The organism is Rhodococcus sp. UYP9 (assembly GCF_040547235.1).
GTDB lineage: Bacteria > Actinomycetota > Actinomycetes > Mycobacteriales > Mycobacteriaceae > Rhodococcoides.
This window is the reverse complement of the sequence record NZ_JBEPPH010000002.1, coordinates 329,070-343,229: the sequence shown is the minus strand read 5'-3', so window position 1 is coordinate 343,229 and position 14,160 is coordinate 329,070. Positions and strand designations below refer to the sequence as shown.

Annotated in this window: 15 protein-coding genes and 1 riboswitch; of the genes, 4 read left to right on the top strand and 11 right to left on the bottom strand. The window is 64.5% G+C overall.

All coding sequences use genetic code 11. The features are described from left to right. Positions 1-9 precede the first annotated feature (9 nt). The 5 genes from ABIB36_RS07925 to dacB all read right to left on the bottom strand — a co-directional run bounded on the left by ABIB36_RS07925 (position 10) and on the right by dacB (position 6,618). Positions 10-2,169: an acyl-CoA dehydrogenase family protein gene (locus ABIB36_RS07925; protein WP_354559862.1), complete on the bottom strand. Its 2,160-nt coding sequence runs from the start codon at positions 2,167-2,169 to the stop codon at positions 10-12. A 378-nt stretch (positions 2,170-2,547) separates the two neighbouring features. Continuing rightward, positions 2,548-3,102 carry a hypoxanthine phosphoribosyltransferase gene (hpt, locus tag ABIB36_RS07920; RefSeq protein ID WP_084345542.1) on the bottom strand — a complete coding sequence of 185 codons (555 nt, stop codon included), beginning with the start codon at positions 3,100-3,102 and terminating at the stop codon, positions 2,548-2,550. Between the two features lie 47 nt (positions 3,103-3,149). Then, the gene (tilS, locus tag ABIB36_RS07915; protein ID WP_373270516.1) at positions 3,150-4,130 is read right to left on the bottom strand and encodes a tRNA lysidine(34) synthetase TilS; all 981 of its coding nucleotides are present in this window, start codon (positions 4,128-4,130) and stop codon (positions 3,150-3,152) included. 14 nt (positions 4,131-4,144) lie between these two features. After that, a complete protein-coding gene (locus ABIB36_RS07910; RefSeq protein ID WP_354559863.1) occupies positions 4,145-5,212 on the bottom strand; it encodes an Rv3626c family coenzyme F420 biosynthesis-associated protein in 1,068 nt (355 codons plus the stop codon). Continuing rightward, positions 5,209-6,618: a D-alanyl-D-alanine carboxypeptidase/D-alanyl-D-alanine endopeptidase gene (gene dacB / locus ABIB36_RS07905; protein WP_084345544.1), complete on the bottom strand. Its 1,410-nt coding sequence runs from the start codon at positions 6,616-6,618 to the stop codon at positions 5,209-5,211. The genes ABIB36_RS07910 and dacB overlap by 4 nt, the downstream gene beginning before the upstream one ends. Positions 6,619-6,750: 132 nt before the next feature. Between dacB and ABIB36_RS07900 the strand changes: the two genes are divergently transcribed. Continuing rightward, positions 6,751-7,242, top strand: a complete 492-nt coding sequence (locus tag ABIB36_RS07900; protein WP_084345545.1) for an inorganic diphosphatase — start codon at positions 6,751-6,753, stop codon at positions 7,240-7,242. Positions 7,243-7,360: 118 nt separating this feature from the next. Beyond that, entirely contained in the window at positions 7,361-7,834 is a 474-nt protein-coding gene (locus tag ABIB36_RS07895) for a PAS domain S-box protein (protein WP_084345546.1), read from the top strand. Positions 7,835-7,901: 67 nt separating this feature from the next. Here ABIB36_RS07895 and ABIB36_RS07890 read toward each other — a convergent pair whose 3' ends face one another. Genes ABIB36_RS07890 through ABIB36_RS07875 form a run of 4 tightly spaced genes read right to left on the bottom strand, consistent with a single transcriptional unit; the run spans position 7,902 to position 10,055 of the window. Then, positions 7,902-8,354 (bottom strand): MarR family winged helix-turn-helix transcriptional regulator, encoded by a 453-nt coding sequence (locus ABIB36_RS07890; RefSeq protein WP_354559864.1) that lies wholly within the window; start codon positions 8,352-8,354, stop codon positions 7,902-7,904. A 6-nt stretch (positions 8,355-8,360) separates the two neighbouring features. After that, the gene (locus ABIB36_RS07885; protein WP_354559865.1) at positions 8,361-9,188 is read right to left on the bottom strand and encodes a crotonase/enoyl-CoA hydratase family protein; all 828 of its coding nucleotides are present in this window, start codon (positions 9,186-9,188) and stop codon (positions 8,361-8,363) included. 35 nt (positions 9,189-9,223) lie between these two features. After that, on the bottom strand, positions 9,224-9,445 hold the full coding sequence (locus ABIB36_RS07880) for a DUF6480 family protein (protein WP_084345549.1): 222 nt from the start codon (positions 9,443-9,445) through the stop codon (positions 9,224-9,226). Between the two features lie 28 nt (positions 9,446-9,473). Then, positions 9,474-10,055, bottom strand: coding sequence for a TetR/AcrR family transcriptional regulator (locus tag ABIB36_RS07875; RefSeq protein ID WP_084345887.1), 582 nt, complete (start codon positions 10,053-10,055; stop codon positions 9,474-9,476). Between the two features lie 131 nt (positions 10,056-10,186). On the opposite strand from ABIB36_RS07875, the gene ABIB36_RS07870 reads away from it, so the two are divergent. Together ABIB36_RS07870 and ABIB36_RS07865 are read left to right on the top strand one after the other, a co-directional pair. After that, positions 10,187-11,179, top strand: a complete 993-nt coding sequence (locus tag ABIB36_RS07870; protein WP_502944891.1) for a hypothetical protein — start codon at positions 10,187-10,189, stop codon at positions 11,177-11,179. A gap of 39 nt (positions 11,180-11,218) precedes the next feature. After that, positions 11,219-11,692 (top strand): YbaK/EbsC family protein, encoded by a 474-nt coding sequence (locus ABIB36_RS07865; RefSeq protein ID WP_354559869.1) that lies wholly within the window; start codon positions 11,219-11,221, stop codon positions 11,690-11,692. Between the two features lie 63 nt (positions 11,693-11,755). On the opposite strand, the gene ABIB36_RS07860 is transcribed toward ABIB36_RS07865, so the two are convergent. Together ABIB36_RS07860 and ABIB36_RS07855 are read right to left on the bottom strand one after the other, a co-directional pair. Continuing rightward, entirely contained in the window at positions 11,756-12,295 is a 540-nt protein-coding gene (locus ABIB36_RS07860; protein WP_354559870.1) for a hypothetical protein, read from the bottom strand. Between the two features lie 141 nt (positions 12,296-12,436). Then, a complete protein-coding gene (locus ABIB36_RS07855) occupies positions 12,437-13,849 on the bottom strand; it encodes an aminotransferase class V-fold PLP-dependent enzyme (RefSeq protein WP_084345888.1) in 1,413 nt (470 codons plus the stop codon). 54 nt (positions 13,850-13,903) lie between these two features. Next, positions 13,904-14,019, bottom strand: a riboswitch (SAM riboswitch). Positions 14,020-14,160 lie beyond the last annotated feature (141 nt).

The following is a 14,160-nucleotide window of genomic DNA, read 5'->3' as shown; positions in this document are numbered from 1 at the left end:
AGGGCAAGGTCAACGCAGGGACTGCTCGCGGGGCAGCCCCAGGATCAGCTCGGCGATCTGATTGCGCAGGACCTCCGAGGTACCCCCCGCGAGGGTGCTGTAGCGCGCGTACAGGAAGCTGCGCTGCAGCTCGTTCAGCGCCTTCGCCTCCAGCGCGCCGGCCTCGCCGGCCACCGCGAGGCTCACGGTCGCCAGGCGCTGTGTATGTTCGCTGCCGACCAGCTTGAGCACTGCCCCCTCCGGCCCGGACGCGCCGCCGCGCACGGCCTGCTCAGCGATGCGGCGGGTGAGCGCCGCCAGCGCGAGATCCTCCGCGACGAGGTCCGCGATCGACTGGTCCAGCCCGGCGTCGCCGCGCACTTCGGCGTACAGCGCGAACAGGTCGTAGGACAGGTCGAGGCCGAGCCGATCGCGCCCGATGGTCACTCGCTCGTTGCCCAGGGCCGAGCGCGCCACTCCCCAGCCGCCGTCGACCGCTCCCAGGACATCCTCGTCGGCAACGAAGACGTCGTCGAAGAACACCTCGGCGAACAGTTCGACGCCCCGACTGTCCTGGATCGGCCGGACGGTGAGCCCCGGCGCGGCCATGTCGATCAGCATCATGGAGATGCCCTTGTGCTTGGCCGCGTCCGGGTTGGTCCGAATGGTCGCCATACCATGCGTCGACGTGTGCCCGCCGCTGGTCCAGGTCTTCTGGCCGTTGACGATCCAGCCGCCCTCCGCCCGCTTGGCCTTGGTGGTCACGCCCGCGGCGTCCGAGCCGGCGCCGGGCTCACTGAACAGCTGGCACCACGTGATCTTGCCCAGCAGGCTGGCGTGCACATAGCGGTCGAGCTGCTCCTGCGTGCCATGGTCTACAACCGTGCGCAGCACCCACTCACCGATGCCGTACTCCGGCCGCTCCTGTCCACGCAGCTCCTCATCGAGCACCAACTGCTCGACGGCGCCGGCACCCAGGCCCCAGGGCCGGGGCCAGTGCGCGATGGCGTAACCGGAGTCCACGAACAACTCGCGCCGCTCGGCCCCGGCCACCGAGCCCAACTGCGCGACGAACTCCCGCGCTTGGGCGCGGTAGCCCTCCGCCTCGGGCGGCAGGTCGATGCCGGACACTCGGCGCACGCCCGCGACGGTCGCGGCGGCGATCTCGCGACGCGCGGCGACGACGCTGAACATCATGCTCAGCACTCCGGCGCGACGCATGTACAGGTGCGCGTCGTGCTCGCGGGTATAGCCGATGGCGCCGTGCACCTGGACGTTCTGCTCGGCGGCGCTCACCGCTGCGGGCAGCGCGGTCACGACCGCGGCCGCGGCAGCGAGGCTCCGCTGCTCCGGGGCGCCTGCCAAGATGCCGGCCGCGTCCCAGGCCTGAGCCATGCTCAGTTGCTGATCGACGAGGACATTCGCCAGGATGTGCTTGATCGCCTGGAAGGACCCGATGGCCCGGCCGAAGGCCTGTCGCTGCTTCGCGTAGTCCACAGCCATGTTCTGGCAGGCGCGTGTCACGCCCGTTGCCTCCGCGGCCGCCAAGACACGGCCGATGGCCTGGGCCAGCTCCGCGGCGCCCGGCAACTCCATCCGAGGCTGCACGGGGCCATCCGCACTGATCAGCGCGACGCTGCGCGTCGGGTCCATACTCTCCGCGTCCACGCTGCCCAGCTGCACGCGGTCGAAGGCCAGCACGTCCGCTCCGACCGTCAGCAGGATCAGATCCGCCTCCATGCCTCCCAGCACCTGGACCGGACCGGCGAGTCGGAACGCCCCGTCCGCGTCGCGCGAGGCGAGCCCATCCGGCACGGAACCAACCGCGCCGACGACGGTGCCCTCGGCGAGCCCCGTCAGCGACAGCTGCTGCTGCTGGTCGGGGGTGCCGCTCGCGGCGAGCAGCGCCGAGGCCCAGACTGTCGGTAGGACGGGACCCGGGGCCAGCACTGCCGCGAGCTCCTCGACGACCACCGCGGCCTCGCCCATACCCATGCCCGCCCCGCCGACGTCCTCAGGGAGGTGGATGCCGAGCCACCCGAGCTCCGCATATCTCGCCCAGTCGCCCGGCAGGCCCACAGTCGGACTCTCCAGCCGGGCACGGGTCTGCCCGAGGGCGTCCGTGCGGCGGTAGTAGTCATTGATTGATTCAGCCAGCGAAAGCTGGTCCTCGGTAAGCGCAATAGGCATATTGCGGACATTACTGTAAGGCTGGGGTGAGGTTGGACACGTCGTAGGCGTAGGCCGGCACCGTCAGTAGGCAAAATTCGCGGCCGGCCAGATGTAAGACCAACTTGCTCGTCTGCTCGAGGCCGTCCCAACTCGCCGTCGATCCGGTGTTTCCCGTCCATCACACAACAGCAATGTCCGTAATTCTTCCTTCGCGATGTACGCCGACAATATCTGCGCCCTGGGATCTCGAGCATCGACGCCGTCTCCACATCCTAGTGAAACCGTTGTCCAATACGTTCCCGCGCTCGGAGTAGTCGGCGCCGGTTCGGCCAGACGGTGCTACTCGTGAACCGGGATGAAAGCACGAGGCCAGGTCAGGCGAAGACCAGGCCGGTCTCAGCCGCCGTAGACCTTCGGGTGGAGAGTTCCGATGTACGGCAGGTCGCGGTAGCGCTCGTTGTAATCGAGGCCGTATCCGACGACGAATTCGTTGGGAATGTCGAAACCCACGTTCGCGACCTCGATGTCCACCTTGATTGCATCGGGCTTGCGAAGCAGGGTCACCACCGCCAACGAGGCAGGGTTACGAGTGGCGAGGTTGCGCTTGAGCCAGGACAGCGTCAGACCCGAATCGATGATGTCCTCGACGATGAGTACGTGACGGCCGCTGATGTCCCGGTCGAGGTCCTTGAGAATCCGAACCACTCCGGAAGAGGACGTCGACGAGCCGTACGAGCTGACTGCCATGAACTCGAGTTGCGTCGGAATCGGGAGCGCGCGAGCAAAATCCGTCATGAACATGACAGCACCTTTGAGGACACCGACCAGGAGAAGATCACCTTCCGGCGCGCCCTGGGGATAGCGCTCGGCAATCTCGTTGGCAAGCTCGATCGTACGAGTCTTGATCTGCTCCTCGGAGATGAGAATCGATTCGATATCGCCCTCGTACACGGCGCTTCCCTTCAATTGTTTCTCGTACCTTCACAACTGTTGCAGATTCAAGCACCGCCGTTTCGCAGGCTCCACTCTTGCTCGAGCACCAGCCTGCCACGTCGACGCGCGACCACCAACCTGGCGTCGGACGCCCCTGAACGGACGGCAACCCCGCCCTGTCCACGCCAGTGTCCGACGAGATCGTCGATCAGCCGTAACTGCTTGTCCGACAGTGCCTTCACTCCACTGCGCAGCAACCACAACCGCAATGCCCGACGACGCAGCGCAGCGGGGACCGACGTGAGGGTCGTCACGTCCACCTCGGGTTCGGCGAAGTTCTCCCGTACCAAGGTCTCGGCCATGGCGTCGAGAACCGTGAGGTCTTCACGAAGCTGCGTCGCCGTGCGAGCAAGAGCCGCTGCGACGCCACCGCCGAGCGCATCTTCGAGCAGCGGCAGAATCTCGTGCCGAAGCCGGACGCGAGTGAAATCGGTGTCGGTGTTGTGCGGATCCTCGAACGGCGTCAACCCCAACTCGGCGCACGCTTGCCGGGTAACTGCTCGCCGAACCCCCAGCAGTGGTCGGCCCCACGGCTGATCCACCGGGGACATACCGGCGATCGATCGCGGCCCGGAGCCCCGCGAGAGTCCGAGCAGAACGGTCTCCGCTTGATCGTCGAGAGTGTGCGCGAGAAGGACCGTGGCGTCGCCTCGGTGGCGGTCCAATGCCTCGTACCGCGCGCGACGAGCCGCGGCCTCCATTCCGCCCGAGCCACCGACGGTCACCGTCAGCACCGACGCGTCCACGCACCCCAGCTCCAGTGCCGTCGCTGCGGCAGCTTTCGCCACAGTGTCCGACCCCTGCTGAAGCCCGTGGTCGACGACGAGCGCTCGGACGTCCGGGGCCTCCGCGGCCACCGCAGCGGTCAGCGCGAGCGAGTCGGCACCGCCGGACAGTGCGAGGACCACTGGGCCCGGGCTCGACGCGAGCCACCGACGAACTGCCTGGCGCAGCTCGAGGATCGCAGGCTTCTCCGGCAGCGCCACCGCGATACGCCGCGTCATCGAAGTACGCGGGCGATCCACCGGTCGGGGTCCTCGATCTCGTCGAGCAGCGGCAACGTGGCGGCATCGGTCCAGATGGTGTTGAACTGCTCCATGCCGACCCTGCCGACGACGTGGTCGACGAACGCTTTGCCTCGCACGTACTGCGCCATCTTCGCGTCCATCCCGAGAAGGGCCCTGATGACGCGTTGGAGTGGGTTGGTCTTTCGTCGACGCCTGCTGTCGAACGCCTGGCGGATCTGCAGGACCGAGGGCACCACTGCCGGCCCGACCGCGTCCATGACGTGATCGGCGTGACCTTCGAGGAGCGTCCCGAGCACGAGGAGCCGATCGATCGCTTCCCGCTGGGCCGGGGCCTGCGTTGCGCGCAGCAGCCCCACGATGCCCGCGTCCTCGGCTTTGTCGGACTGCCTACGGTTCTTCAGCGCGCTCGTCAATCTCGTCGCGAACTCACCTATCGGTTCGTCGACACCACCGGACAACAGTGCGACGGAACTGCGCATGTACTCGCCCAACCACGGTGCCGAAGAGAACTGAACTCGATGCGTCACCTCGTGCAGGCAGACCCACAGCCTGAAGTCGCTCGGCGACACTCGCAACGCCCGCTCGACGGCGACGACGTTCGGTGCGACGAGCAGAAGCGTCCCGTGCTCACCGGTGAACGGGTCGTACTGCCCGAGAATCGCGCTGGACAGGAACGCGAGCATCGCACCTGCTTGCAGGCCCGCGGGTTTACCACCGAGCAGGCCGGACGGAGGTTCTGCCTCGGCGTCGCCGGTCAGGTGTTTCATCGATGCCGATGCTGCGTCGATCCACCCTGCACGATCGACGACGAAGGCCTGAGGTACCGGAAGTCCGTCGGCGAGACCGGTCGTTTCACGTACCGGTCCTTCGGCGCGCACCGACGCCTCCGACAACTCGGCGACGACAGCTTCAGCGGTGTATCGGGAGATCGACGGTTCTTTCGGAGCGAATTTGGCACCGGTCTTCGCGGCCAGTGCCCAATCCACGGACCCGCTGAAGCCTGAGACATTGCCTTCGGTGTCCGCTGCGTCGTTCGTCATCGGCAACCACACAGTCTGAGAGTAGCCGCCACCGCGTCGAGCGCCGGTCTGCTGACTTCGGGTGGGCGGTCGTTGGACATCAACGCGAACGTCAACGTCCGGCCGTCCATGTCCACGACGTACCCGGCGAGAGCACTTGCGGCCGACAAGGTGCCGGTCTTGGCCCTGACCCAGCCTGCTCCGACGCGTTCGGCGCTGGCATATCGATCCGACAGCGTTCCGGTGGACCCGGCAACGGGAAGGTAGTCGAGCATCGGGCGGAGTTCGGGTTTGCCCGATCCTGCGGCCGAAGTCAATATCCGATCGAGCAGTCTGGCCGGAATCACCCCGTCGACCGACAGTCCGCTCGAATCGTGCAGCTCGAGTCCGGACATGTCGTACCCGGCGGCGAACAATGTCTGCTCGATCGAGTCCACTGCACCGGTGAAAGAAGCTTGCGCATTGGTCTCGATGGCGATCTCGCGCCCGATGGCTTCTGCGAGGACGTTGTCCGAGCGGCCCATCATCTGACCGAGACGATCACGAAGAGGCGCAGATTGGACACTCGCCACCTGATCGGCACCGGGTGGCGCCGCACCGATGGATACCCGTGCCGGGTCGAGCCCCAGGCCCCGGGCCAGCGCGCGACCGGCATCGAGAGCCGGTTCGACGCTTCGGGGCGACTCGTCTTCCAGCGGATCCGATCTGCCGCCGTCGATCATGATCGGTTCGATCGGCGTGATGTAACCGGCCGCGATGTCAGGAGCAAACCATCCCTGTGCCATCGTCGGACCGCTGTAGATGGACGTGTCGACGACGATTCTGTCGACCGGCGTACCTGATTTGGATATCTGCTCCACCAGATCGTCTATACGCGCCGAGCCTGAGTAGAAGCTTTCGCTGCCCAGGGGCCGAGCAGTGATCGTCGGATCGCCTGCGGCCACGATGACGATCTCACCATCGGATTGTCCCTTCACCACACGGGTGGTGACGCGATGTTCCGGTGACAGCGCGAGCATTGCCGCCCCTGCCGTCAGCACCTTGGTCGTCGATGCGGGAGTCATCGGGGTGTCCGGACCCGAGGACCACAGCACCTCCCCGGTGACGGCGTCGGCAACCGATCCGGTGAATGCGCCGAGATCCGGCGATGCGACCACCGGCGCGAGCGCGGCAGCGATACCTGCGACGGAGGGTGCAGGTGAGATGTCCGATATCGGCGCGATGGTCGGTACGAGTGTTACCGGGTCCGGCTCGGGCGCGAGATGCACCTCGGCCTTCGTGTCGGATTCGCGCGGGACGATGGCCGCAAGTGCTGTTCCGCCCGCCGCAACGACCGACACCGCAACGAGAATCAGAAGAATGCGGGTTCTCCGTCGCCGCCTTCCAGCGGTGGGACCGAGATTTCGCTTGGTCAACCTGGCCAACATTCCTCCATCGGTGTCTTCTTCTTCCCGTTGCCAGTTTCTCCAACAGTATCCTCGGGTCCGGTACGCTGACCCCGCCACCATCGTGCGTCACTCGAGACGCAAGACGAGAACAAAGAAGAGCGAGGGCAGCGCGTGTCGTTCGACGTCACCATCGAGATCCCCAAGGGTCAGCGAAACAAGTACGAAATCGACCATGTTTCCGGTCGAGTTCGCCTCGACCGCTACCTGTACACGGCGATGGGTTACCCGGCCGACTACGGCTTCATCGAGAACACCCTCGGTGAGGACGGCGATCCGCTCGATGCTTTCGTTCTTCTCCCGGAATCCGTTTTCCCCGGAGTCATCGTCGAGGCCCGCCCAGTGGCAATGTTCAAGATGGTGGACGAGGCCGGCGGTGACGACAAGGTTCTGTGCGTGCCTGCAGGCGACTCACGCTGGGACCACATCCAGGATCTCAGCGATGTCTCGACGTTCGAATTGGACGCGATCAAGCACTTCTTCGTCCACTACAAGGACCTCGAGCCCAACAAGCACGTCACGGCCGCGGACTGGGTAGGCCGGGCCGAAGCAGAAGCCGAAATCGCTGCATCGTTCAAGCGTTTGGCAGACAATCCAGAGCACTGACAACTTTTAGGCACCGGCAGTTCCGTACTTGGATGTTTCCGGCAGGGGAAGTGTTCACCCTTCCCCTGCGGGTATGCAACACAGCTTGGTTCTTTTCGACGCACTAGTGGGGAGATTTATGAGCGAAAGCAATTCCGTCGATTCGTCCGCAGGAGATACGGGCGAGCGTCGTAAGAACAGGCAAGCTAGCTTCGTCTCCGATGCAGGACAATTTCCAGAGCTGCCGGTGACGGTCGTTCTCGACCGCATCCCCGTGCCGATTCTCGCCGTCGATCCCAGTGGCGCAATCGTGTTCGCGAACGAAGCCTTCGACGAACTTTTCGGCACCGAGGAATCGGCTCGTGCGGACTTTCATTTGCACGACATCTTTCCCGATCAGGCTCCCGAGGGTGTCAACGTCGCCGAGATGTTCTTGACGACGGTTGCCACGCGAGCCGATTCGCTGTGGCGCATGACCGACAAGACCGGCGATGTGGTGCAGGTTCGGGCCAGCAAGTCGATTCTTCGTCGAGCCGAGGACACGGTCGTACTCGTCGCGCTGGAGGACTTCACCGATCAGCTCTGGAACGACCCCAAAAGCGCGCTGCGCTGACGCCGGGTCGTCATGCCTCGCTCTGGGAAGCCGGAGAAGGAGACATGACCGACCTGGGGTTCTGCCGTCACGAGCCTTTGGACGTATCCACTCTGGATCGCTCGTAGTCGGTCAGAAATCTGTCCAGCAGTTCGACCAATGACGCGCGGTCGTCGTTCGACCAGTCTTCGATGATCTTGCCGATGTGCGCGGTCCGACGCAGCTGAATTCGATGGACTACCTGCTTGCCCGACTCTGTGACTGCGAGGGCGAACGCCCTGCCGTCGCTCTCGTCGCGAACACGTTCGACGTGCCCACGGTCGACAAGCTGGGCGACCTGCCTGCTCACCGTCGACGGGTCCGAGTTGACCAGTGCCGCCAGCTCACTGGACCTCATCGGGCCGTCGCGAAGCAATCGAAACAAGCACACGAATGCTGCTCCGTCGACGCCACCGGACTCTTCGGTCAGCTGCGCAATCTTGCGGTCCCGTGCGCGCTGCAGACGCACCAGTTGGGTACCGATTTCTTCGGCGTAATCCACGGTGGGTCAGCTTCCGGAGAACTCTGCCGGGCGCTTCTCGAACACTGAGGTGATCGCCTCGGTCAGATCGTTCGAGGCGAGGAAAGCAGCGTTCCAGGCAGCTACGAATCGCAGGCCGGCGTCGACGTCGGCTGCCCGTGAGTTGTCCAGGACCTCCTTGACGCCTTGCACCACCAGCGGCGGGTTGGCGGCAATCTCTGCTGCTGTGGCCCGAGCACCGGCGATCAGCGCGTCGTGGTCCTCGAACACGTCGTTCACCAGTCCGATCTTCTCGGCGCGAGCGGCGTCGATGTCTTTGCCCGTCAATGCGAGTTCGCGAAGGTGACCGTCGCCGATGATCGCGGGCAGGCGCGCGAGCGAACCCATGTCGGCGACGATGGCGACCCGCACTTCACGAACACTGAACTTGGCGTCGGAGCTGGCGTACCTGATGTCGGCGGCACTGATGAGATCGAGGCCGCCGCCGATGCACCAGCCGTGCACGGCTGCAACGACGGGCTTGCGGCAGTCGGCAACTGCGTTGGTGGCCAACTGCATCCGCTTGATCGTGTTGTGGAAGGCGGTACGCGGACCGGCGAGGGCCTTGTCTGCCATCAGCGGGGCGAACTCACCTGCCATCGATGCCAGGTCGAGACCGAAAGTGAAGTGTTTGCCCGAGCCGACGAGGAGGATTGCGCGTACGTCGGGATCAGCGTCGAGCTGCGCGAAAACCAGTGGACATTCGTTCCAGAAGTCCGGGCCCATCGCATTACCCTTGCCAGGACCGATCAGGGTAACTACCGCCACATGGTCGGCGATTTCGACGGAAAATGCGTTCCAGATTTGTTCCTTCATGCCGCTGAGCCTAGCGGGCCGCCCGTTCTCACCTACTAGTAGAGACCGAAGATTCGACCGATCAGCCCAGCTGCGACGATGATCACCACCAGCCCGATGAGCCCGAGAAACACGATCGGCAATGCCAACCCTCGTTGCGGCGGTTCGTGCTGCGGACCACCGACGCTAGTTTCTGCCGGTGGCGTATCTCCGGGCTGAACACCGCCGCCTGGTTCCAATCCTGCGGTTTCGTTCGGGTCGGGGTTCTGAGCACTCATGTGGGTCGGGTACCCGATGAGATCCGCTTCAATCTTGCTCGGTCGCCCGGGCGATTGCGCCAGCGAAGAGTTCGGTGATCGCTGCACCGATGGCTCGTTCGTCGATCTCGTCCGGATCGACGGAATGCTCGACGGACAGGCCGGAGATCAGCGCCAGCAGTGACGTCGCTACTTCTCGCGCATCGAGAGTGGCCGCCACGCCCCACGCCTCGGCCCTGGCGGAGATCAGGGTGGCAAGTTCTTCCCGAAGTACTCGACGCTCACGTCGGTAGCTTTCCGCCAACTTTGGTTCTCGACCAGCATGGATGCCGAACTCGGTCACCAGCAGTGGCCACCGGGGCTCGGCGACGATCCACGACGCGATGGCGCTGCCGCCTGCTCCGGCAGCATCGTCGGGGCCGAGGTCGGACACGTCGTCGATGACTCGTGCGGCGAGTTCCATCGAGCGGCGCGAGAGCAGCTCGGCGAACAGTGCCTGCTTGGACTCGAAATTGGAGTAGACGGCGCCCTTGGTGAAGCCTGCGCGTCTGGCGATGTCCTGGAGTTTGGCCGCAGCGAATCCGTGTTCGGTGAACTCGTCGGCTGCCGCGTCGAGCAGCCGTTCACGCACGTTCTCGCGCCCGGGCCGGCCCGACGCGATCTGTGTCGACAACCACTCTTCTTGACCGTCTACCGTCACGATACCTAGAGTATTCAATACCTTAGGTATTGACAATCCATTCGACAGGAAAGTTCACATCCATGCGCAAGGTTGTCTGGCTAGCGGCCGGAGTGCTGATACTCCAACTCGGCTTCATCCTCAGTTACGTAGCTGCTTTCCATCAGCCGACCCCGCGCGAGATTCCGATCGTGGTCGTTGCCGCGCGAGGGCTCCCTGCCGGCCTGGACGTCGATACGGCCGACAAGCTCAACGCCATCGAAGGCACTCCCCTCGATGCCCGCACCGCTGCCAGCACGGGCGATGCGCGTGCGCTGATCCGGAACCGAGAGGTGCTCGGCGCTTACGTTCTGAGCCCGACGGGCACGGACACACTCATCACCGCCAGCGCCGCAGGCAGCTCCATTGCCACCTCGCTCGACGCGATCTTCACCAAGATCGACAAGAGTCAGAACCGCACCTTCGTCGTTCGCGACGATATTCCGGTGGGCATCCACGACAACCGAGGATTGTCCGGCTTCTACCTCTCCGTCGGTTGGGTCGTCGGCGGGTATCTGCTCGCCGCGGCAATCGGACTCCTCATCGGCGCACCGAAGTCGCTACGCGAAGCGTCGACTCAGCTCGGGGTACTCGTCGGCTATTCGATCCTGTCCGGAATCCTCGGTGCGTTCATCACCACGCATGTTCTCGGCACGTTCGCCGGCCACTGGTTCCCTCTGTCGGTACTGGGAACAGCGGTGGTCCTGGCAACGGCACTGTTCACGCTCGGGCTACGCGCTGCGGTCGGTGTTGTCGCTGTTCCGATCGCGATCGTCGTGTTCGTCATTCTCGGAAACCCCAGCGCCGGAGGGGCATTCGGTCCGAACGTGCTTCCGGAGTTCTATTCGGCCGTCGGCCGCTGGATCACCCCGGGAGTCGGCACCGAAGGCGTTCGGAGCATCGTCTACTTCGCCGGCAACGGCGTCGGGCAGCCCGCGCTGGCACTCGTCCTCTATACGGTGGTCGGTCTCGCCCTGTTCTTCGGCTTCACCTACCGCACACAACAGAAACCGGCAAACCTCCCCGTCTACGCCTAGTACGAGGCACGGACTGCCGATTGGCAATACGCTTGCCCTATGCCCCGGCTTCTTCACCCGAACGCAGCCCACGTCGCGGACGTCCTGATCTCGCGTGGACATCACGGGGTGGTCGTCACCGCGCCCGTGCCGACAGTGACCGCCGACGCCGCCGCCGAATCTCTCGGCGTCGACGTCGGCGCGATCGTGAAGTCCCTGGTGTTTCTGCTCGACGACGACCCAGTGTTACTGCTCGTCTCCGGTGCGCACCGGGTGAACCTCGATCGGACAGGCCGGAGACTGGAGGGGAGGTTGTCGCAAGCTCCACTCGAGCTGGTCAAGCACTGCACCGGTCAACCGATCGGAGGCATCGCACCGGTGGGTCACCCGACGAATCTGCCCACATACGTCGACGAGCAGATGGCCGAGTATCCCGAATTGTGGTCTGCTGCAGGGCATCCGAACACGATCTTTCGGACGACCTATTCGGAACTGCTGCGCATCACCGCCGGACTTGCCCTGTCCATGACATGACATGACAGCAGAGGCTGCGGGAACCTGAGGACAGATGCGGCCCGCTCGTAGTAGTAGTGCGAGCTACGAGGCGAGCACTCGCGAGGCAGGTCGAACTCCGGTGGCTCCCGCCACGTTCGACGCCGAGAACACGACTCCACGATCTTCCAGCCACGGCACGACGCCGTACGCGACCTTGCCGAAATTCGCTTCCTGGGGACCCGCTGCGATCAGGGTGACGCCATCGGCGACGTCAGCAGCTTTCACATCGGCTATCAGACCTGCCAGCCCGACGGGTGTACCGATATAACGAATCGAGGCCGGAACCACCGGGGCGTCGAGGCCTGCAAACTCTCGACGGGCAGTGCGTGCATCGTCAGCGATGTGAATCTCGATATCGAGGAACACGGCCACTTCGTCGGCGTCCTTGCCCGACTCGACGGCCTCCGCGCGAAGCCGAGTACGCAGATTCTGCGCTTCCCGCAGGTCTTCGGCCTGAATTCTCACCATTTCCGAAGTCGGAGTCGAGTCGGTGAGCTCGGTCCACTGCCCATTCAGGTCGAGGGCCACCCGGATGGGGCGAGCGTGGAGGTGATCGGAGGTGATATCGGAACTGTGCGACATGCGATTGTGTCCTTCGTACAAGGCAAGGGATGCGGCTTCTGTCTGGGGTCTAACCCGAGCGCCTACAAGATCCGGACGCTGTCCGGCACAAATCGACGTACCTGTCGTACCAGCGACGGTTGCGCCACAAGACAATTGCTGTCATATTCCGATGCTAACCGCTTCAGCCGGCGATGGGGCTTCGTCCCACTCAGCGGCACCTGACTCCCCGATGGCACTCACCGGCACCGTGGCCGGGACACAGGGAGATCCCACTCCTGCCTTTCCGTCCACCAGATCGGGGAAGGGACGCGGATCGGGCACCGGGTTCCACCATCCGTCCTCCTCCGCGTACGTCCACGACGCGCCCTCGTGCACGAGCTTCGTTATGGCTCCGAGCAGGCGATCGACGTCGGCGCTGGAGCTTCCCAGACCGAGGCTCGCACGCACTGCCCCGTCGGGACGACCGAGGCGCGCAAGAAGAGGGTGCGCACAGAATTTGCCGTCTCGAACACCGATGCCATGCTCAGCCGACAGGTAAGCAGCGATCTCACCGGGCCCAAAGCCGTCGATCGTAAATGTGACGATCCCCACAGTATCCGGAGAGTCGGTCCACACTTCGAGCAAGCGCACGCCGGGGGTTGCCGTCAGTCCGGCGCGCAATCGGTCCGACAGAGCACGCTCGTGTTCGACGGATCCCGACCTCTCGTGCTCGGCGAGCGCCTCGCAAGCGGCAGCCACTGCGGCGACGCCGAGGACATTGGGCGTGCCGGCTTCGTGACGCGCGGGCGAGAGCGCCCATGCGGTGGATTCCACACTCACACTGCGCACGGCACCGCCCCCGGCGAGGTACGGCTGAGCCGCATCGAGCCAATCGCGACGACCCACGAGCACTCCTGCGCCATGCGGGGCGTACAGCTTGTGGCCGGAGAAGGCGAGGTAGTCGACACCGAGGTCGCTGATGTCGACTCGGCGATGCGGTACCAGCTGGGCGCCGTCGACGAGTATGCGAGCACCGTACCGATGAGCCAGCTCTGCAAGTTCACGAATGGGCAACACTTCACCGGTGACATTCGAGGCGCCGGTAATGGCAAGCAACGCAGCCGGTTTCGTGGCGAGCTCGACCTCGATGCGCGCCACTGTCTCGGCAAGGGTGTCGGCGGCAACGACGACACGGCGGTCCCGCCACGGCAATAGATTCGCGTGGTGCTCGATGTCGAGTACCACGGTCTCACCGGGCACGCACCGCGCCAGCAGGTTGAGCGAGTCGGTGGTGTTCCTGGTGAAGATCGTCACTGAATCGCTCTGTGCTACAACAAAATTCGACACAGTCGTACGAGCCTTCTCGTACGCCGCCGTCGACACGCGCGAGGCGTAACCCGCGCCGCGGTGCACACTCGAGTAGTAGGGCAGCAACTCGACGATCCGATCGGTCACCGCGGCGAGAGCAGGAGCGCTGGCGGCATAGTCGAAATTCGCATACGTGCAGGTACTGCCGTCGACCAGCGGGACCTGAAGGTCTGCCCCACTGACCACGGCGAACGGTGCGCACGAGCTTTCGAGAACAGCAGTCATGACAAATATCCCCTTGTACATCAAGGGACTCGAAATATCGAAGAAGGACGATCGAGTCCGCGCTTGCCGCGCCGGTATTCCGGCGTCAGCCAGGTCGTCACCCGGAGCACCCCACCGCGGAGGAGGGTTGCCGACCAGCAAGCCGGGGCTCGATGCTGGTACTCATGACCTGTGAAGAGGATGGCAAACGGTCTACGAGGTTGTCAACCCCTCCGGTAGGAAATCGCGTCTCCAGCCGATCCGAAGCCGTATCCCGAGTAGAATTCGCGCGGTGTCGAGCCTCACCGATCCATCCGTCCGTTCACCTTCCG